Raw genomic sequence first — 17,515 nt, 5'->3', positions numbered from 1 at the left:
TGTTTCCGAAGCGTTTATGTGTTCAACTGCAGTTTAGCGGTATGGCAAAGCCCGAGCTCTTCTCGGATGTACCTTTGCGGAAGACATTGCCAGCCGGCAGACAGCCGGTAAAACGCTCTGTTTCTTCCGCAAAGCTCACACCGATCGAATTGTCGACTTTCACACTGTTGGAGGGCGTGCGCAGCACACCAAACAAAGTGCCGTTCACGCTGACAGTGCTCAGGAACAGGTTCGTGTCGCTACCTTGCAATTGCACCGCGTTGTCTGGCGTCTGGCCGCCGTTATCGATTGCAACCGATGCTACCTTGGAAGATTCCACCTCATCACTCAAAAGCGTGACTGTCCGCAGTTCCGCCAGTTCCGCAGGAACGTTGGTCGCATCCGGCAGAAAGGCTACGGCTCCGGGTACGTCCGAAATCGTGCGTGGTTCGCCATCGATTCCAGTAAACCCGACACCTTCGCGGTTAAACGGGTCTTCACAGGCCGTTAGGGTTAGAACGGCGATTGTGGATAACAAGATTTTTTTCATGGCGGTCAACATTTTGTGGCGGTTTGCTGAAACGTACTTGCAGGTCCCCACAAAAAGCAAGCCGCAGGTTATGCGATTGCACCAAACGCTGATGCGCCACTGCAACGGACTGCTTGGATTGCCACCTGTCAAAAACAGGAAATCAGAACTGAAAAAGGGCTCTGTGAACCAGAGCCCTTTTCGGAATTTCCATTTGGAACGGCAGATTACTTGATCTTGCCTTCCTTGTACTCGACATGCTTGCGAACGACCGGATCGTATTTACGAATGGTCATTTTCTCAGTCATGGTGCGCGCATTCTTTTTGGTCACGTAGAAGTGGCCCGTGCCCGCGGTCGAGTTCAGACGGATCTTGATTGTCGTCGGCTTCGCCATGGTTATCTCCTGCGTCCGAAAAGGCAGGGGCCTTTCGGTTGAATTCCTATGAGCGTGCGCTTTTACGCGCTGCACCGCCCATGTCAAGGCCAATCCGATGATACCGGCTCAGGAATCGGGTGCAGGTTCAACCAGGCAGGGTTGGAGCGCCCATATAGGTGTGAATTTGGTCTCTTTCAGCGTCCGAAAGGCCCAACGCGGTGGACAGTTGCCGCAGGTATGATGCCTCGCGCGTGTTATCCAGACGGATCGCGGCCAGAGATGCTGCATAGATCTGCGTTTTGAACGGCGCACCAGAATCAGCCGCCAATCCCATTACATCAATCGGTGCGCTCAGCTGATCTTGCACGAAGGCGCGTTCCTCATCGCTGATGTCATCGCCCAATTCACCCAGAATGATTTCCTTTTCCTGTTCGTCCAGTTCGCCATCCGCCTTGGCTGCCTGAATCATCGCCCGAAGCATCAGCTTCGCCTGCTCTTCCATCGCCGCACCCGCGGGCGTGCCGCCGAACACGGTTTCCATCATGTCACCTGTTTGTTGGTTGGCCGTCTTGGCGGCCCCCTGCATGGCATTCAACAACCCACCCAATCCGGCCGCACCGGTTGCGCTGCCGCCGATACCCATCTTGCTCATCATGTCCTGCAAGCCTGACGCGCCACCGGGCAGACCAAACTGCTCTGCCATTTTGCCCAGCTGATCCACGCCAAAACCGCCGCCGGCGCCCTGCATCATGTCCTGCAGGCCAGCCATGCCGCCCATCTTCTGATATTTGTCCATGCCCTTGGCAGCAGCAAACCCAATGGCCACGGACGCCAGCGTTTTCATAAAGCTCATAATCAACCTCCCGTTTCAAAAAAAATTGGTGCCGCAAGCCTAACAGCAGAATGGAAGCACGAATACCGCACTCAACCCCAGCGCGACTGACGCGCACTATAACGTCTAGAGAAGGCGGGTTATTTGACATGATGTTTGTACATATCACGCTTTCGTGATAGGTTTGCGTATCCAAGAAGCCGAATTCAGGCTCGAAGGCCGAGGCAGTGCCAAGTGGGATTGATCCGCATCGAGCAGGGGTGTTTTGCGTGACTTTTCTTGGGGGCTATCATGACAGAATGGGCTATTCAGGCCGAAGAACTGGCCAATTGCAATTGCAATTTCGGTTGCCCGTGTCAGTTCAGCGTACTTCCGTCTCACGGAAATTGCGAGGCGGTTGTCGTTTTCGACATTCAAAGCGGTCACTACGGTGACACTGATCTGGGCGGGCTTCGGGCGGCAGGGGTTTATTATTGGCCGGGACCAATTCATGAAGGGAATGGTCAGATGCAGCTGATCATTGATGAAAGCGCAACGGCTGAACAGCGGGCCGCGTTGCAAGCGATCATGACCGGTCAGGATACCGATGAAATGGCCACGTTCTGGTATGTCTTCAGCGCCATGGCACCAACGAAACACGAAACACTTTTCGTTCCAATCGAGCTGGATTGGAACCGCGAAGAACGTAGCGGATACGCCAAGGTTGCCGGGGTTTTCGATGTTGAGGTCAACCCGATCCCACATATCGTATCGGGCGCACCTCACCGCGCGTCGATACAATTGCCGAATGGCTTTGAATACCGCCATGCCGAGGCGGCATCGGGCAGTGCGACGACAACAGGCGGTCAGATCAGCCTGACCTTTGACGCGACGCACGCTCATTTGGCGCATCTGAACATCTCGGGCCACGGCGTTCTTGGCGCTTAGGCGGAGACCTCCCATGACCAGACAAAACATATCGTCCCGGGTTGGGGCGGTTGAACGGTTGTTGAGACAGGACAAAGCGATTGTTCTGGGAAGTGTTCTTCTGATTATTCTCGCAGCAGCCTGGTACACGATAACCGGTATCGGAATGACCATGTCTGCGGTCGAGATGACCCGAATGGCCGGCCCGATCGGAGATCCCATGCAAATGGGCTCTAAGTCCGCCTGGAGCGCAAGCTATGCCTTGCTGATCTTTCTGATGTGGTGGGCCATGATGATCGCCATGATGGCCCCGAGCGCTGCACCTGCCGTTCTTCTGTTCATCGCGATCAAACGGATAGGGCCTGAAAAGCATCGAACGGCAACGTTCGGATTCTGTTTCCTGTCAGGTTATCTTGTTGCCTGGGGTGCATTCAGTCTGACCGCAACTGCGTTGCAATGGGGGCTGGAGCATGTCGGTCTGTTCGACGGTCCAATGATGACGATCAGTTCCGGTGTCTTCGCAGGAAGTATTCTGCTGGCTGCCGGTGCCTATCAGTTTTCAGGTTTGAAGAACGCATGCCTGCGCCACTGCCAAAGCCCTGCACGTTTCCTGGCCGATCACAACCGACCTGGACCATTCGGGGCGTTCCGAACCGGTGCGGAACACGGCACATATTGTCTGGGGTGCTGCTGGGCACTGATGTTGCTGCTGTTCGTAGGAGGGATTATGAATCTCTACTGGATTGTAGGAATTGCCGCCTACGTCGCGCTGGAAAAGCTCCTGCCCAGGGCCCGGTGGCTTGTTCCCGTGACTGGCTTGGCGCTGATCAGTGCTGGCCTCTGGTTCATCACTGCACCGTTGTTTTCTGGCATCTGACGCCCGTCCGCCAAGGGGTCGGTAGACGATAAACCCCTGCACTGTTTCAACAAATAGACGGAGAAACCAATGCCTATTTTCATTACTTATGCATCCTACTCGCAGGCTGGCGTCCAAGGGATGCTGCAAAAACCTGAAAACCGCACCGGGCCGGTGAAAGCCTTGCTGGAAAAAGTAGGTGGCAGGCTGCTGTCCTTTTACATGACAACCGGCAGCAACGACGTGGTCGTGATCAGCGAAGCCCCCGATGGAACAGACGCTGTGGCCGTTGGCATGGCTGTCGCCGCATCGGGTGCAGTGACGAACATAGAAACCGTTCGTGCCTGGACCGCGGACGAGTTCACGTCGATTACCGAAAAGGCAGCAGCGCTGACCGGTTCCTACACGCCGCCCGGAGGGTAGGAGGGTACGCGCGGAGGGCCTGTAAGCCGGATCTTGTTCCGGGGTTTCCCCCTTCGATGACCATTCCTCTAGGCCGTGCATTGCTGCACGGCTCAAGCTGCCAACCCGGTCCCTCTCGGCCAAGACGCGCTTAGCGGCGGTATCGGCTTGCGCCGACCGGCCCGCGCGGGGACCCTATTTGGCATTGCTCCCGGTGGGGCTTGCCGTGCCGCCGCTGTTGCCAGAGGCGCGGTGGGCTCTTACTCCACCGTTTCACCCTTACCTTTGACCGAAATCGCAGGCGGTCTGATTTCTGTGGCGCTTTCCGTCGGGTTACCCCGCCCGGGCGTTACCCGGCACCGATGCCTTGTGGAGTCCGGACTTTCCTCTCGGGCCTTGCGACCCCAGCGGCCATCCGGCCCTCCGCGCTTGGGCTGGTTAGGCTTTGCGCCCAGCGGCGTCAAGGGATGATGGTTCAAAGAAGGGGCCAGCCCCTTCTTGGCCTGCGGCCAATTCAACCCTGGGATATTTTCGGCCAGATGAAGTGCGGATCAGGAGTGCCGGATCAACGGGGCGAGATCGGCTTGCTGCAATGGCCCCCTGCCCCATGGGCGGTATCGAAGGCGGACGGCACGTAACAGCGTTTCATCGTCTACATCAGCGCTGAAACCGGCGGCTTGAGCCAGATTTCGGAACTGGTCCTCTGATGCAGCTTGCGGGCCAAGGGCATATCCGCGTGGCGTAGCCAGCAAGTTGCGCTCCAGCCGCAACCAGTCAAATCGCGGACCGGGGTCAAATTTGCGCCCGGGCGCCATGTCCGAATGGCCGATAACGCCATTTGGTAAAATGGCCCAACGGTGCATTATCTGATGCAACAACTGTTCGAGCCTGTGCAATTGGGGTTCCGAGAACGGATGCTTGCCGGTGTTGTCCAACTCGATGCCAATGGAACGGGAGTTGATGTCGGTCTGACCGTGCCATTCTCCGGCACCCGCGTGCCAGGCCCGGTCTTCTTCGCGCACCATTTGCCAAAGCGTGCCATCATTGCCGATCAGGTAATGGGCCGAGACCTCGGCCTCGGGGTCGCACAGACGATCCAGAGCCGCCTGCGCGTTGTCCATCGCGGTGTAATGAATCACGATTAAAGATGGCGTCAGCCCATCCCGGCGTTCACCAAAATTGGGCGACGGATGCCAAATGGGCGAGGTTTCAGTTTCTGACGGCACTGCGGAACGGGCTTGGGTCCCAGCCACACGCATAGCCGTCCCCATCCGGGTCCAGACCTTTGCGGTCGCGCTGTGGGCCGCCATTGGACAGAAACTCGATCTGAGCCTGATCCGGGGATTGGAATTGCGCGCAGTTCCTCTGAGCTTTGGCCTGAAGGTTGAAGCCCGAGCGGCTGTAGAGTTGGGTGCCAACGGGATTGGACGTGCTCAGCGCGTATTGCACAATGTTTGTCTGGCCGCTCGCCGTACGCTCGGGCACTGCCGTCGGGGTCACGAGCTCATACGTCTGGCGGTTCTGCTCGATTCGGACGGCGTCGGTTTCGATGCTGCGGCGTTCGGACACGGCGGCAAAATCCTGTTCATCCGAAATCGCGCCAGTGTTCGCCACGGGAACCGCCGTAGCCGCGGCTGGGTTTTGGCCAGATGTGATGGCCAATGCCGCCGCGGCCTGGTTGGCGATATCCGCGTTTTCACCCGTGGCAACAGTCGCCGCACCGGGAGCGCCCAGCGGTTGTTGTGACACATCGACCGGAGCCAGCAGAGGGTTGCCGACCGCACCTTGACCTGCCAATTGAGCTTCTCGCTGCGCCTGATATTCAGGCGTGTTGAAACCTGTGCTGGTCAGCGGTGCGACGTCTGTGCATGCAGCTGCCAGTGTCAGAGCGGGCACCAAAAGCAAAACGCGCATTGTTTGGCTCCGTGTCTAGATATTCTGTTGCCTTAGGCTTACCACCATTTCCCGGGTTTGGCCACAAAACCGGCTGCGTTTTCCAGCGCATAGGCGGTGTTGAGCAGATCGCCTTCTTCCCATGGACGCCCGATCAGTTGCAAACCCAGTGGAAGGCCTTGTGTATCCAACCCGGCGGGGACCGATATTCCGGGCAATCCGGCCAGGTTCACAGTCACTGTAAAGACGTCGTTCAAATACATTTGAACTGGATCTGCCTCGGTCATTTCGCCCAGACCGAAGGCTGCCGATGGGGTCGCCGGGGTCAGGATGGCGTCGACTCCGGCCGCGAACACGTCTTCGAAGTCTTTCTTGATCAGCGTGCGCACCTTGCGGGCACGGTTGTAGTAGGCGTCGTAGAAGCCCGCCGACAACACGTATGTACCGACCATGACCCGGCGTTGCACTTCGTGACCAAAGCCCTCGGCGCGGGTTTTTTCGTACATCTCGGTGATGCCATCCCCCTGCGCCAACTGCGCACGATGCCCATAACGGACACCGTCATAGCGGGCGAGGTTCGAAGACGCCTCGGCCGGGGCGATCACATAGTAGGCTGGCAGCGCATACTTGGTGTGCGGCAGTGAGATATCGACGATCTCGGCACCCGCATCCTTCAGCATCGCGGCACCGTCGGCCCAGAGCTTTTCGATCTCTGCGGGCATGCCGTCCATGCGGTATTCCTTAGGGATACCGATCTTCTTGCCCTTGATGTCTCCGGTCAGCATCGCTTCGAAATTCGGGACGGCCAGGTCCGTACTCGTCGAATCCTTGGCGTCATGACCGCACATGGTTTCCAGCATGATCGCGGCGTCGCGGACGTTCTTGGTCATCGGGCCGGCCTGATCCAGCGAGGATGCGAAGGCGACAATGCCCCAACGGGAGCAGCGACCATAGGTCGGCTTGATGCCGGTGATGCCGACAAAAGCCGCGGGCTGGCGGATGGAACCGCCGGTATCGGTGCCCGTTGCCGCAAGGCACAGGTCAGCGGCCACAGCAGACGCAGATCCGCCGGACGAGCCACCCGGCGTCAGCTGCGCATCATCGTTGCCACGACGCCATGGGCTGACGGCATTGCCATAGACCGATGTTTCGTTGGACGACCCCATGGCGAATTCGTCCATGTTCAGCTTGCCCAGCATCACTGCGCCTGCGTCGGCCAGTTGCTGCGAAACAGTGGATTCGTATTCCGGCTTGAAGCCTTCAAGAATGCCCGACGCGGCCTGCGACGGCACGCCCTTGGTGCAGAATAGGTCCTTGATGCCGATCGGCAGGCCACACATAGACGGAGCGTCGCCACCCTTGATCCGTTCATCCGCAGCCTTGGCGCGTTCCATCGCGATCTCAGGCGTCTTATGGACGAATGCGTTCAGCGCATCTGCTTCATCAATGGCTTTCAGGCAGGCGTCTGTCAGCTCGACAGAAGTGACGTCGCCGGCTCGCAATGCGTCGCGGGCCTCGGCCAGGCCCAGTTTGTTCAGTTCGCTCATGTCTTACTCCACCACTTTGGGGACTGCGAAGAACCCTTCACGGGCGTCGGGGGCGTTGGCCAGAATCTTGTCCTGCTGATTGCCATCAGTGACTTCGTCCTGACGACGCTTGAGGCGCATGGGTGTGACCGAGACCATCGGCTCGACACCTTCCACATCCACTTCGTTCAGCTGTTCGATGAACCCTAGGATGGTGTTGAACTCGGATGCCAGCGCCGGCAGCGCGTCATCCTCGACCTTGATCCGGGCCAGCTTGGCCACTTTGGCGGCGGTGCTTTGGTCAATCGACATCGGCTTCCCTCATCTACGTTAAGGGGCGTTTACCCGTCTGTTGCGACAGTCGCAAGACCGCCGCGCCACTGGCAGGTCCGAGTTTTGGAGTCCTCCTCTTCTCTTGCCATTCAAAACTGAATGAGTGGTATGCGGAAAAGTAAACTGAATAGTTCATTGCGGACCTTGAAAACTAAACTGTACTGTTCATTTTATTTGTGCGACATAACGCAAACCGGAGAAAAAACATGAAACCCCTGATAACAGCCGCAGTCTTGTCCGCCACGTTTCTGGCCGCACCGGCCATGGCCTTGGGTATCGACACAAGCAACCTGACACGCACGTTGACCTTCCCGTCCCCTATTGCGGAACCGGTCACGCAGGATCAGGTTAAACCTGCCAGCTAAAGCGCAGGTCCCGGCCGGGTCAGATATCCCCTCTCTGACCCGGCCGTTTTTCATTTTCGAGGATGCACATCCCAGGGCAAGCCGTTAGCATGACGTCGAATGACGAACAGAACTGCGCCGAGGTTTCGTAGTTCAGGCAAGCCAGTGGAGCAGAAAATGAGCACGCAAAAACAAGCGGTTCTGGGCGCAATCGACGCAGCCAACGCAAATGACCCCAACCAAGACGATAGCCGCCCCGCGGCGCTGTTGTATGGCGAACGCATGAGTGCCGAGCTGGACCGCCTGTTTCCGGAAGCTTCTGACGCCCTTCAGATCGCCGCGCGCGGGCAGCATGTTGAGCGTTGGAAACTTGCCCGCAGTGAATACCCCGAAGGCCGGGCGGGATATTTGGCCTGGCGCAAGGCGCAGGGCGAACACCATGCCGAAGTGGTCATGGGTTTGATGTCCCGTGAAGGTTATGACGCGGAACAGGTTGAGGCCGCAGGGCGCATGTTGCGCAAACAGGGCCTCAAGCGCGACGCAGAGGTGCAGGCGCTGGAAGACGTGATCTGCTTTGTATTCCTGAAATGGTATTTCCAGCCCTTTGCTGCGAAACACTCAGCCGAGAAAATCCAGAGCATCGTCGAAAAGACTGCCCGCAAGATGTCGCCCGACGGCCGCGCACGGGTATTGCGCGAATTCGATCTGCCCGATCATCTGGCCGCGGCCTTTCAGACCTGAACACGGACCAATGCGGATTCGCCGACCTCGTCTCCATGAGACGCGGGATGGCCGGAAAGGACCATTCCGCGACTCAAGGCCCGAGGCCATCGTCGAAACGGCCCCTTATGAGGGCCGTGCGATACACCTCGATCATCCAACCCAGCATGATGGCATTCAGGACATGCCACATGAAATGCGTCCCCATCGGCCATTGCTTGCAAATTTGCAAATCGAGCGCACGGAAAGTGATCGATAGAATCAGGATCAGGGCCCCGAGCGTCATCCCTCTGGCCAAGTTCGGGTCATTGCCCCGCAGCAGGAACGCGTAGATCAGGATCAACAAAGGGACCGGCGCATAAGCCGCCGACCCACCAATCCCTGGCACATGTTGGAACAATGGTGCAACGGCCGCCGCATAGGGAAGAAACAGAATCATACCGACGAAGGCCAATCCAGACGACATGCAACAGATGTCCCGGTTCACCGCATATATATAGACCAATATGAACAGCAGGATCGGCACCACATCCGCCAATGCCGCCCACACCCTGGCATGGGTGTGAAACAGATAGCTGCCGATCCCAATCATGGCCAGAATCACGACCAGACCCTTGGCCAGTGGCATGTCCTGATCGCGTACGCGCCGCCACATGATCCATGCGGCAATCAGAAAAGCAGCGTTTGTGATCGCATTGATCGGCTCGGCCCAATAGTCCGCCGACAAGCGTTCGCAATAGCCATTGATTTCTCGAATCCAGTCCATGGAATTTTACATAGCCGATGCTAGGCTGCTGCCAAGAGACCTTATGGGAGGAAAACCGGAATGAACATTATCTGGCTGGGCCATGGCAGTTTTCGCATTGAAACTCAGGGGCAGGTTCTGTTGATCGACCCGTGGCTGACCGGCAACCCGGTCTTGCCGGAAGATCAGCATGATGCAGCGCTGGATGGTGCGACTCATATCCTTCTGACCCACACGCATTTCGACCACGTGGTTGATATTCTGCCGCTGGCCAAACACCTGAAAGTCCCCGTTGTCGGCCAGTATGATCTGATGGGATTCTGGAGCGAAACTGAAGGCATTGAGACCATCGGTTTCAACAAGGGTGGCACCGTCGATCTGAACGGCGTCAAGGTGACAATGGTTCCGGCTTCTCACAGCTCGACCTTTTCAACACCGGACGGTCTGCGCACCGGTGGCAGTGAAGTCGGCTTCATGATCGCGGCTGAGGGGCATATGCTCTATGTCTCGGGCGATACCGACATCATGGCCGACATGGATTGGATGGGAGATTACCACAAGCCCGATATCGGCATCCTTTCGGCCGGCGGGCATTTCACCATGGACATGAAAGCCACCGCCTATGCCGCCAAGCGCTACTTCAACTTCAAGACGGTCATCCCATGCCACTACAGAACGTTCCCCATCCTGGAACAGTCCGCACAGGCGTTGATCGACGGATTGCCGGGGGTCGATGTGATCGAGCCTGAGGTGATGCAGCCGATCAAACTCTAGGCCCGACTTCAGCTTGGCACGTCCTTCCGGCGCGACGCAAAGAAGTCTTTCAAAAGTGCGGCGGCGTCTTCGCAGGCAATCCCGTCATAGACCTCGGGCACGTGATGCGCCTGTGCATGCGAAAACACGCGTGCACCATGCGCCACACCCCCGGACTTGGGGTCTGCCGCGCCGTAATAGATTCGCCGGATGCGCGCGGCGGCCAAGGCCGCTGCGCACATCGCGCAAGGCTCCAGCGTGACATAAAGATCGTGATCCGGCAGCCGTTCAGACCCCGCCTGTGCACAGGCTGCACGCAAGGCCACGATTTCAGCGTGGGCCGTGGGGTCGTTCAACTCACGCGTTTGGTTTCCAGCCGCCGCCACAACGGTTCCGTCCGGACCGACGATAACAGCCCCCACGGGCACCTCGCCGCGGTCAGCCGCTGCACGCGCCTCGGCCAGGGCCTGTTCCATATGCGATTTGAACACCATGCCCCTGACTGCATCAGAAACCCGCCTTTCGCAAGCGCGCGGGATGCGGTATGGCCCTGACATGAACAAGACCCCACCCCCCGGCGATCGGATCGCCAAAGTCCTGGCCCGCGCTGGCGTAGCGTCGCGGCGCGAGGCGGAACGCATGATCGAAGCAGGCCGCGTGGCAGTGAATGGCAAGACCATTGACAGCCCTGCCCTGAACGTGACGGCGAAAGACAAGATCGTAGTCGACGGCAAACCGGTCTCGGAACCGGAACCATCGCGCCTGTGGCTGTATCACAAGCCTGCCGGGTTGGTGACAACGACCAGCGACGAAAAAGGGCGAGAGACAATATTCGACAGGCTGCCCGCCGACATGCCACGGGTGATGAGCGTCGGGCGGCTGGATCTGAATTCCGAAGGGTTGCTGCTGTTGACCAACGATGGCGGCATCAAGCGCAAGCTTGAACTGCCCTCGACCGGCTGGTTGCGGAAGTACCGCGTGCGAGTGAACGGTCGCCCGAAGGACGAAGACTTCGAACCGTTGCGCAAGGGGCTGGTAATCGAAGGAGAGCGATTTCAGCCGATGACCGTGTCGCTGGATCGCCAACAGGGCGCAAATGCCTGGCTGACGATCGGCTTGCGCGAAGGCAAGAACCGCGAAATCCGCCGCGCGATGGAAGATATCGGTTTAACCGTGAACCGACTGTTGCGCGTGTCCTACGGCCCCTTCCAGCTGGGGACTCTGAAACAGGGTGAGGTCGAAGAAGTCCGTCGCAGGGTCATGCGCGATCAACTGGGTCTGGATTCCGAAGATAAAGCCGACAACGCGCCCAAACGCCCGTCACGGCCACAAAGAAAACGACCTCAAATCGGCAAGAATCCCCGCAAGTGATGCGGGTTCGGCAACCTTCCCCCTAGCGCTAAGCCCGCGTATCCCCTAAATTTTCAGTGAAAGCTGCTATTTGGGGGGCGTGATGTCCGGAAGCGGAGTGCAAAAACTGGCCTACGCTGTACTGCTGGTGCTGTTGTTCGGCGTCTGCACTGGCTTGCTCGGGGGTCTGTAAGCCATGGCAAAACGGTTTGGCGGTAAATACAGCCCACAGGGCGATGAAACGGAAAACGCTCCGCTGCCAAGGAGTCAGTTTGACGGCGCGCGGGTCGAGCCCGCTGGTGCGCGTGCGAATATTTTGTTTCTGCCCGCCATTCCTCTGGTGTTTCTGTCCCTGAACGACGGCGCGATTGGCATGACCATCGGGTTGATCGCCGCTGGTTTTCTGACGGCGGCCGCATTCTTGCTGCGGGAAGGCCTGAGGGCCGAGGCCGCGTACAACGCCCGCAAAACCGCCCGAAGGCCCGCTTTTCCGCGCAAGATCTTTGCCAGTGTTCTCACTGGCCTTGGCGCAGGCCTTGCGTCTTACAGATCCGAGTTTCTGGACGCTGAGGCAGCCGCGCAGGTCAGCCTGTTGGCCCCCGTACTGTTTGGCGTTGCGGCGACCGTTCTGCACTCTGTCTCATTTGGACTTGATCCGATGAAGGACAAAGGGATGGAAGGGATCGACACCTATCAGCAAGACCGTGTGGCCCGCGTGGTCGATGATGCCGAGAAACAGTTGTCGGAAATGACGGATGCCATAAAACGCGCGGGCGACCGACGCGTCGAAGCCCGTGTGGAGCGGTTTCAGGACACCGCACGTGACCTGTTCCGCACGGTCGAGGAAGATCCTCGCGATCTGGCCGGAGCCAGAAAATACCTGACCGTCTATCTGCGGGGCGCGCGTGACGCGACTGTCAAGTTTGCTGATGTCTACGCGCGCACCCGCGATGCGCAGGCGCTTGCCGACTATTCCGCCCTGCTGGACGATCTGGAGCAGAATTTTTCCGCACGTACGCGGAAAATGTTATTGGATGACCGCAGTGATCTGACGGTCGAAATCGACGTGTTGCGTGAAAGACTGCAGCGCGAAGGCGTCCGGCTGGACTGACCGGCCATTATTTGAGCGAGGAACATCCCCATGTCCGATGAGATCAAGAAAAAGGCAGTTCAGGCCGAAACTCTGGTACAGGAAGTCACCGCAGTTGCCCTGCCCGAACCACAGGCCGAAGTCGTGTCGCTGGAGGAAGCCGACGAACCCGTCAGCGCCGAAATCCGCAAGCGGATGAATGAAATCGACATGGACAACACCAATTCGATCGTCGCGTTTGGCTCGTCCGCTCAGGCCGAACTTCAGGAAATCAGCCAGGCCATGCTGGCGGATGTGCGCAACAAGGATGTCGGCCCGGCCGGTGACAGCCTGCGCAACATCGTAACCACGATACGCGGGTTCTCGGTCAGTGAACTTGACGTGCGTCGCGAACGTAGCTGGTGGGAAAAACTGTTGGGCAGAGCTGCACCATTTGCAAAATTTACCGCTCAGTACGAAGAGGTTCAGGACCAGATCGACCGCATTACCGACGATCTACTGGGGCATGAGCATACGCTGCTCAAGGATATCAAGTCTTTGGACCTGCTGTATGAAAAGACCTTGGATTTCTATGATGAACTGGCGCTGTACATCGCGGCGGGCGAAGAGAAACTGACCGAACTCGACAGCCACGCCATCCCTGAAAAAGAAGCCGAAGTTCAGGCAGCACCCGAAGAACAACAGGTGATGAAGGCGCAGGAACTGCGCGACATGCGCGCGGCACGCGATGACCTCGAACGCCGGGTTCATGACCTGAAACTGACACGACAGGTCACGATGCAGTCGCTGCCGTCGATCCGTTTGGTTCAGGAAAACGACAAGTCGCTGGTCACCAAGATCAACTCGACACTGGTGAACACCGTCCCGCTTTGGGAAACGCAACTGGCCCAGGCGGTTACGATCCAGCGCAGCGCCGAGGCCGCTGCCGCGGTGCGGGATGCCAATGACCTGACCAACGAGCTTTTGACCTCGAACGCAGCCAACCTGCGAGAATCGAACAAGATGATCCGCCAAGAAATGGAGCGCGGTGTGTTTGACATCGAAGCGGTCAAGCAGGCCAATGCCGACCTAATTGGCACCATCAACGAAAGCCTTGCGATTGCGGACGAAGGCAAGGCCAAACGCGCCGCAGCCGAAGCTGAGTTGCAGAAGATGGAAAAGGAACTGCGCGACACTTTGGCGTCTGCCAAGGCACGGCGCGACGGAACCGGCGACAATGCCGGTACGGCGGTACCTGGCTAAGGGCGGGTTCAGCGTGCGGGCCTTCGGTTACTTGAAACGAACATTGGGGATAGTATCATTCCTGGCCCTGGCCAATTGCGATGAGACCCTGACGTCATCCGTTGTTCCGCAACCCCGCCCCGCACCCGCACCTGTGGCAGCCAATGCTTATGTGCCGCCGTCTGCCGCAAGTCAGGATCTGGCGCGCTTTTATCGGCGGGTTGAACGGGACCTGCTGGTGCGGGGACTTTTGCGCATCGATGGGGGCGGCCCCGACACCCCCTATGATGCCGAAGATCTGTCGCGGAATTTCGAAGCGATTGCGTTCTACAGTGAGTATCCGACGCAGAGCGTCGCGGTTGGCTCGCGTCAGACGGACGGGCAACTCAGCCGATGGTCCGGGTCGGTGCGCATACAGACCGAGTTCGGCCCTTCCGTGCTTCCCTCTGCACGGCAGAAAGACACAGATCAGGTTCGGTCCTTTGCCACCCGTCTGGCCAGATTGACCGATCATCCGATTTCCGTCGTCTCTCGCAACGCCAATTTCCATGTCTTTTTTGCAGGCAAGGACGACAGCGCCTATGTCGTATCCCGCCTGAAGCAGCTGATCCCGAATATCGGTCAGGACTCGCTGAACCTGGTGGCCAATCCACGTGCCAATATCGATTGTCTGGTGTTTGCATCGGCAACGACCTCATCACCACACAGATACGTACGAGCCGTTTCCCTTATCCGGGCCGAATTGACGGATCTGGGCCGCCAAAGCTGCATTCACGAAGAAATTGCTCAGGGTCTTGGCCTGTCCAATGACAGCCCGGCAGCGCGACCTTCGATTTTCAATGATGACGACGAGTTTGCCCTGCTGACCAGCCACGACGAAAAGCTGCTGACGATGCTGTATGACCCGCGACTGCAGCCCGGCGTAGACGTCGACGAAGCACGACCCATTGTAAGAATTATTGCACACGAACTGATGGGGCAGCCGCTCTGACCCCAAGGACAGGAGAACCCAAATGGGAATATTCGATTTTCTGACCGGAGAATTCATTGATGTCATTCATTGGGTGGATGACACCCGTGACACCATGGTCTGGCGGTTCGAGCGCGAAGGTCACGAGATCAAGTATGGCGCCAAGCTGACCGTGCGCGAAGGTCAGGCGGCGGTCTTTGTGCACGAAGGCCAACTGGCGGATGTGTTTACGCCGGGCCTTTATATGCTTGAAACAAACAACATGCCGATCCTGACCACGTTGCAGCACTGGGATCATGGATTTCAATCTCCGTTCAAGTCAGAGATTTATTTCGTCAACACCACACGGTTCAACGACCTGAAATGGGGCACAAAGAACCCGATCATGCTGCGCGATCCGGAGTTCGGGCCGACCCGGATCCGCGCCTATGGCACTTATACTGTACGTGTGAAGGACCCAGCCAAGTTCCTGATCGAGATCGTAGGAACTGACGGTGAATTCACAATGGACGAGATCAGCTTTCAGATCCGCAACATCATCGTGCAGGAATTCAGTCGGGTCATCGCGGGGTCGGGCATTCCGGTTCTGGACATGGCCGCCAACACCGCCGATCTGGGCAAGCTGATCGCGGCCGAGGTGTCGCCGGTACTGGACGGATACGGGCTCGAGATGCCTGAGTTCTATATCGAAAACATCTCGTTGCCGCCAGCGGTCGAGGCGGCGCTGGACAAGCGCACCTCGATGGGATTGGCCGGTGATCTGGGCAAGTTTACACAGTATTCCGCAGCCGAGGCAATGACGGCGGCCGCCAGCAACCCAAACGGCGGTGGCGGCATGGGCGCTGGCCTTGGCATGGGAATGGGCATGGCGATGGCGAACCAGATGGCGAACATGGCAGCGGGTCAGCCGTCAGGCCCGTGGGGCGCGACCGCGCCCGCTGCTGCGCAACCGGCCGCGCATGTGGCCCCGCCGCCTCCGCCCCCCGTCGAGCATGTGTGGCATATCGCGGTGGACGGACAGACCAGCGGCCCGTTCTCAAAGGCCAAGATGGGCCGCATGGCCAGCGACGGCGACATCACGCGCGACACTTTCGTGTGGACGCCTGGTCAGGACGGATGGAAGAAAGCGGGCGAGGTGCAGGAGCTGGCGCAGCTGTTCACCATTCTGCCTCCGCCCCCACCCGGCACATGAGGGCACCGCATGGCCGGCCCTGGAAAGCGCACGAAGAAGGTCAGACGCAGAACGCGGCTCGGCCCGCATTTCGTCTGCCCCTGCTGCGACTATGTCACCCTTTCGGAGCGCGGAAAGTACCTGATCTGTCCGATCTGTTTCTGGGAGGACGAGGAAATCCATTGTGACACGAACCCACGCGAGCCCTCGGCGGCCAATCATAGCCTGACGCTGGCCGAAGGGCGCGACAGTTTCAAGACGATCGGGGCCTGCGAGGCCGCGATGCTGCCGCATGTCCTGCCCGAGGAAAACCGCGCGGCCTATCTCTACTTCCCTCTCAAGGACTGAGCGCGTCATGACTCATGCCCCTGCCCCATCGCCTGATGTCGCGGAACACCGTTTTCCGTGTGACCAGTGCGGCGCGGACTATCGGTTCGACCCGAAATCCGGCACGCTGACCTGTGACCATTGCGGCCATTCCGAACCGATCGGTGCGGGCCCCTGGGGCGGCGCCAGCCTGCGCGAGCTGGATTTCGACGCGGCCATCGCCGACCGCCTGCCCGACAGCGAAATCGAAGAGACACGGGTTCTGTCCTGCCCAAATTGTGCGGCGCAGGTTGAATTCGACCCCAACACCCATGCTGCGGAATGCCCGTTCTGCGCTACTCCGGTTGTGACGGACACCGGGGTGAACCGACATATCAAACCGAAGGGCGTTCTGCCTTTTGCTCTGGATGAACGCGTGGCCCACACGGCGATGAGCGATTGGCTGGGGCGGTTGTGGTTCGCTCCGAACGGGCTCAAGGACTATGCCCGCAAAGGACGTAGGATGCAGGGTATCTACGTGCCGTACTGGACCTTTGATGCCGATACCAAATCGGCCTATCGCGGAGAGCGCGGCACAGTCTACTATGAAACCCGCACCGTCATGCGGGATGGCAAACGGGTGCAACAACAGGTGCCAAAAGTCCGCTGGACGCCCAAGTCCGGCCGGGTGGCGCGTTTTTTTGACGACGTGTTGGTATTGGCCTCAAGGTCACTGCCCAAGACTTACACCGATGCTCTGGAGCCTTGGGATCTACCGGCTCTGGAACCCTACCAGCCAGAATACCTCGCCGGGTTTCGCGCCGAGGCCTATACGGTTGAGCTGAAAGAGGGATATGCCGAGGCCCGAGCACATATGGCGCGCGTGATCGAGCGGGATGTACGTTTTGATATTGGTGGCGACAGGCAACGTATCCACGCAGTGGACACCGATGTGCGCGATGTCACATTCAAACATATCCTGCTGCCGGTCTGGTTGGCGGCCTATAAGTATCGCGGCCAGACCTATCGTTTCGTGGTGAACGGCCGGACCGGTCGGGTTCAGGGAGAGCGCCCCTGGTCGGCAATAAAGATCACAATCGCCGTTGTACTTGGTCTGCTGGTTGCCGCAGGTGTCGGGTACTTGATGGCAACAGGACAGCAATAACAGCCTCTTGTACATTGTACACCGCACCTTCATCCTCAGGCCTGCAA

The 17,515-nt window shown here is 58.6% G+C and carries 22 protein-coding genes and 1 other RNA gene; 13 read left to right on the top strand and 10 right to left on the bottom strand.

Annotated features, from left to right (window positions below):
* Window positions 1-22 precede the first annotated feature (22 nt).
* From AC2FFA_RS06825 to AC2FFA_RS06815, 3 genes are all read right to left on the bottom strand, one after another.
* The gene (locus AC2FFA_RS06825) at window positions 23-529 is read right to left on the bottom strand and encodes a hypothetical protein (protein WP_162896730.1); all 507 of its coding nucleotides are present in this window, start codon (window positions 527-529) and stop codon (window positions 23-25) included.
* A 206-nt stretch (window positions 530-735) separates the two neighbouring features.
* Window positions 736-903 carry a 50S ribosomal protein L33 gene (gene rpmG, locus AC2FFA_RS06820; protein WP_037309480.1) on the bottom strand — a complete coding sequence of 56 codons (168 nt, stop codon included), beginning with the start codon at window positions 901-903 and terminating at the stop codon, window positions 736-738.
* A 127-nt stretch (window positions 904-1,030) separates the two neighbouring features.
* On the bottom strand, window positions 1,031-1,738 hold the full coding sequence (locus tag AC2FFA_RS06815; protein WP_496675770.1) for a DUF533 domain-containing protein: 708 nt from the start codon (window positions 1,736-1,738) through the stop codon (window positions 1,031-1,033).
* Between the two features lie 270 nt (window positions 1,739-2,008).
* On the opposite strand from AC2FFA_RS06815, the gene AC2FFA_RS06810 reads away from it, so the two are divergent.
* The 3 genes from AC2FFA_RS06810 to AC2FFA_RS06800 all read left to right on the top strand — a co-directional run bounded on the left by AC2FFA_RS06810 (window position 2,009) and on the right by AC2FFA_RS06800 (window position 3,902).
* The gene (locus AC2FFA_RS06810; protein ID WP_299640183.1) at window positions 2,009-2,644 is read left to right on the top strand and encodes a DUF1326 domain-containing protein; all 636 of its coding nucleotides are present in this window, start codon (window positions 2,009-2,011) and stop codon (window positions 2,642-2,644) included.
* A gap of 13 nt (window positions 2,645-2,657) precedes the next feature.
* Window positions 2,658-3,500 carry a DUF2182 domain-containing protein gene (locus AC2FFA_RS06805; protein WP_496850710.1) on the top strand — a complete coding sequence of 281 codons (843 nt, stop codon included), beginning with the start codon at window positions 2,658-2,660 and terminating at the stop codon, window positions 3,498-3,500.
* A 69-nt stretch (window positions 3,501-3,569) separates the two neighbouring features.
* Complete coding sequence (locus AC2FFA_RS06800; protein ID WP_299895019.1) at window positions 3,570-3,902, top strand: GYD domain-containing protein; 333 nt, start codon at window positions 3,570-3,572, stop codon at window positions 3,900-3,902.
* A gap of 6 nt (window positions 3,903-3,908) precedes the next feature.
* On the opposite strand, the gene rnpB is transcribed toward AC2FFA_RS06800, so the two are convergent.
* From rnpB to gatC, 5 genes are all read right to left on the bottom strand, one after another.
* An RNA gene (gene rnpB, locus AC2FFA_RS06795) (RNase P RNA component class A) lies at window positions 3,909-4,308 on the bottom strand.
* Between the two features lie 124 nt (window positions 4,309-4,432).
* Window positions 4,433-5,140, bottom strand: a complete 708-nt coding sequence (locus AC2FFA_RS06790; RefSeq protein WP_299895022.1) for an N-acetylmuramoyl-L-alanine amidase — start codon at window positions 5,138-5,140, stop codon at window positions 4,433-4,435.
* Window positions 5,091-5,795: a hypothetical protein gene (locus AC2FFA_RS06785; protein ID WP_496850708.1), complete on the bottom strand. Its 705-nt coding sequence runs from the start codon at window positions 5,793-5,795 to the stop codon at window positions 5,091-5,093. The genes AC2FFA_RS06790 and AC2FFA_RS06785 overlap by 50 nt, the downstream gene beginning before the upstream one ends.
* A 38-nt stretch (window positions 5,796-5,833) precedes the next feature.
* On the bottom strand, window positions 5,834-7,321 hold the full coding sequence (gene gatA / locus AC2FFA_RS06780) for an Asp-tRNA(Asn)/Glu-tRNA(Gln) amidotransferase subunit GatA (RefSeq protein WP_496850706.1): 1,488 nt from the start codon (window positions 7,319-7,321) through the stop codon (window positions 5,834-5,836).
* Window positions 7,322-7,324: 3 nt separating this feature from the next.
* On the bottom strand, window positions 7,325-7,612 hold the full coding sequence (gatC, locus tag AC2FFA_RS06775) for an Asp-tRNA(Asn)/Glu-tRNA(Gln) amidotransferase subunit GatC (RefSeq protein WP_117868236.1): 288 nt from the start codon (window positions 7,610-7,612) through the stop codon (window positions 7,325-7,327).
* A 227-nt stretch (window positions 7,613-7,839) separates the two neighbouring features.
* Between gatC and AC2FFA_RS06770 the strand changes: the two genes are divergently transcribed.
* Both AC2FFA_RS06770 and AC2FFA_RS06765 read left to right on the top strand, forming a co-directional pair.
* Window positions 7,840-7,998 (top strand): hypothetical protein, encoded by a 159-nt coding sequence (locus AC2FFA_RS06770; protein WP_162896729.1) that lies wholly within the window; start codon window positions 7,840-7,842, stop codon window positions 7,996-7,998.
* 156 nt (window positions 7,999-8,154) lie between these two features.
* Complete coding sequence (locus AC2FFA_RS06765) at window positions 8,155-8,718, top strand: DUF4202 domain-containing protein (protein WP_496850704.1); 564 nt, start codon at window positions 8,155-8,157, stop codon at window positions 8,716-8,718.
* A gap of 73 nt (window positions 8,719-8,791) precedes the next feature.
* On the opposite strand, the gene AC2FFA_RS06760 is transcribed toward AC2FFA_RS06765, so the two are convergent.
* Window positions 8,792-9,463, bottom strand: a complete 672-nt coding sequence (locus AC2FFA_RS06760) for a ceramidase domain-containing protein (protein WP_496850702.1) — start codon at window positions 9,461-9,463, stop codon at window positions 8,792-8,794.
* 60 nt (window positions 9,464-9,523) lie between these two features.
* Here AC2FFA_RS06760 and AC2FFA_RS06755 point away from each other — a divergent pair, with 60 nt between their 5' ends.
* A complete protein-coding gene (locus AC2FFA_RS06755; protein WP_496719142.1) occupies window positions 9,524-10,216 on the top strand; it encodes a metal-dependent hydrolase in 693 nt (230 codons plus the stop codon).
* Window positions 10,217-10,224: 8 nt separating this feature from the next.
* Here the strand turns inward: AC2FFA_RS06755 and AC2FFA_RS06750 are convergent, their stop codons facing one another.
* Entirely contained in the window at window positions 10,225-10,689 is a 465-nt protein-coding gene (locus tag AC2FFA_RS06750) for a nucleoside deaminase (protein ID WP_496719143.1), read from the bottom strand.
* Between AC2FFA_RS06750 and AC2FFA_RS06745 the strand changes: the two genes are divergently transcribed.
* From AC2FFA_RS06745 to AC2FFA_RS06715, 7 genes are all read left to right on the top strand, one after another.
* Complete coding sequence (locus AC2FFA_RS06745; RefSeq protein WP_496850700.1) at window positions 10,688-11,566, top strand: pseudouridine synthase; 879 nt, start codon at window positions 10,688-10,690, stop codon at window positions 11,564-11,566. The two genes, AC2FFA_RS06750 and AC2FFA_RS06745, sit on opposite strands and share 2 nt — an antisense overlap.
* A gap of 175 nt (window positions 11,567-11,741) precedes the next feature.
* Window positions 11,742-12,656: a 5-bromo-4-chloroindolyl phosphate hydrolysis family protein gene (locus tag AC2FFA_RS06740; RefSeq protein WP_496850698.1), complete on the top strand. Its 915-nt coding sequence runs from the start codon at window positions 11,742-11,744 to the stop codon at window positions 12,654-12,656.
* 30 nt (window positions 12,657-12,686) lie between these two features.
* Window positions 12,687-13,877, top strand: coding sequence for a toxic anion resistance protein (locus AC2FFA_RS06735; RefSeq protein WP_299640154.1), 1,191 nt, complete (start codon window positions 12,687-12,689; stop codon window positions 13,875-13,877).
* Window positions 13,878-13,920: 43 nt separating this feature from the next.
* Window positions 13,921-14,847 carry a DUF2927 domain-containing protein gene (locus AC2FFA_RS06730; protein ID WP_299895047.1) on the top strand — a complete coding sequence of 309 codons (927 nt, stop codon included), beginning with the start codon at window positions 13,921-13,923 and terminating at the stop codon, window positions 14,845-14,847.
* Window positions 14,848-14,869: 22 nt separating this feature from the next.
* Entirely contained in the window at window positions 14,870-16,018 is a 1,149-nt protein-coding gene (locus AC2FFA_RS06725) for an SPFH domain-containing protein (RefSeq protein ID WP_496850695.1), read from the top strand.
* 9 nt (window positions 16,019-16,027) lie between these two features.
* Window positions 16,028-16,345, top strand: a complete 318-nt coding sequence (locus AC2FFA_RS06720; protein ID WP_496850694.1) for a CPCC family cysteine-rich protein — start codon at window positions 16,028-16,030, stop codon at window positions 16,343-16,345.
* Window positions 16,346-16,352: 7 nt separating this feature from the next.
* Window positions 16,353-17,468 (top strand): TFIIB-type zinc finger domain-containing protein, encoded by a 1,116-nt coding sequence (locus AC2FFA_RS06715; protein ID WP_299895054.1) that lies wholly within the window; start codon window positions 16,353-16,355, stop codon window positions 17,466-17,468.
* Window positions 17,469-17,515 lie beyond the last annotated feature (47 nt).

The sequence above is a fragment of the Ruegeria sp. YTSB088 genome (assembly GCF_059609825.1).
Note: the sequence above shows the minus strand (reverse complement) of the source record. Positions and strands in the feature narration are given on the sequence as shown.

Bases quoted from the DNA above. Each gene is read 5' to 3' on its own strand.
- AC2FFA_RS06715 (WP_299895054.1), top strand. From the start codon at position 16,353: ATGACTCATGCCCCTGCCCCATCGCCTGATGTCGCGGAACACCGTTTT.
- AC2FFA_RS06765 (WP_496850704.1), top strand. From the start codon at position 8,155: ATGAGCACGCAAAAACAAGCGGTTCTGGGCGCAATCGACGCAGCCAAC.
- rpmG (WP_037309480.1), bottom strand. From the start codon at position 903: ATGGCGAAGCCGACGACAATCAAGATCCGTCTGAACTCGACCGCGGGC.
- AC2FFA_RS06815 (WP_496675770.1), bottom strand. From the start codon at position 1,738: ATGAGCTTTATGAAAACGCTGGCGTCCGTGGCCATTGGGTTTGCTGCT.
- AC2FFA_RS06760 (WP_496850702.1), bottom strand. From the start codon at position 9,463: ATGGACTGGATTCGAGAAATCAATGGCTATTGCGAACGCTTGTCGGCG.
- AC2FFA_RS06800 (WP_299895019.1), top strand. From the start codon at position 3,570: ATGCCTATTTTCATTACTTATGCATCCTACTCGCAGGCTGGCGTCCAA.
- AC2FFA_RS06735 (WP_299640154.1), top strand. From the start codon at position 12,687: ATGTCCGATGAGATCAAGAAAAAGGCAGTTCAGGCCGAAACTCTGGTA.
- AC2FFA_RS06805 (WP_496850710.1), top strand. From the start codon at position 2,658: ATGACCAGACAAAACATATCGTCCCGGGTTGGGGCGGTTGAACGGTTG.
- AC2FFA_RS06750 (WP_496719143.1), bottom strand. From the start codon at position 10,689: ATGGTGTTCAAATCGCATATGGAACAGGCCCTGGCCGAGGCGCGTGCA.
- AC2FFA_RS06755 (WP_496719142.1), top strand. From the start codon at position 9,524: ATGAACATTATCTGGCTGGGCCATGGCAGTTTTCGCATTGAAACTCAG.
- AC2FFA_RS06825 (WP_162896730.1), bottom strand. From the start codon at position 529: ATGAAAAAAATCTTGTTATCCACAATCGCCGTTCTAACCCTAACGGCC.
- AC2FFA_RS06725 (WP_496850695.1), top strand. From the start codon at position 14,870: ATGGGAATATTCGATTTTCTGACCGGAGAATTCATTGATGTCATTCAT.
- gatC (WP_117868236.1), bottom strand. From the start codon at position 7,612: ATGTCGATTGACCAAAGCACCGCCGCCAAAGTGGCCAAGCTGGCCCGG.
- AC2FFA_RS06720 (WP_496850694.1), top strand. From the start codon at position 16,028: ATGGCCGGCCCTGGAAAGCGCACGAAGAAGGTCAGACGCAGAACGCGG.
- gatA (WP_496850706.1), bottom strand. From the start codon at position 7,321: ATGAGCGAACTGAACAAACTGGGCCTGGCCGAGGCCCGCGACGCATTG.
- AC2FFA_RS06790 (WP_299895022.1), bottom strand. From the start codon at position 5,140: ATGCGTGTGGCTGGGACCCAAGCCCGTTCCGCAGTGCCGTCAGAAACT.
- AC2FFA_RS06785 (WP_496850708.1), bottom strand. From the start codon at position 5,795: ATGCGCGTTTTGCTTTTGGTGCCCGCTCTGACACTGGCAGCTGCATGC.
- AC2FFA_RS06740 (WP_496850698.1), top strand. From the start codon at position 11,742: ATGGCAAAACGGTTTGGCGGTAAATACAGCCCACAGGGCGATGAAACG.
- AC2FFA_RS06745 (WP_496850700.1), top strand. From the start codon at position 10,688: ATGCCCCTGACTGCATCAGAAACCCGCCTTTCGCAAGCGCGCGGGATG.
- AC2FFA_RS06770 (WP_162896729.1), top strand. From the start codon at position 7,840: ATGAAACCCCTGATAACAGCCGCAGTCTTGTCCGCCACGTTTCTGGCC.
- AC2FFA_RS06810 (WP_299640183.1), top strand. From the start codon at position 2,009: ATGACAGAATGGGCTATTCAGGCCGAAGAACTGGCCAATTGCAATTGC.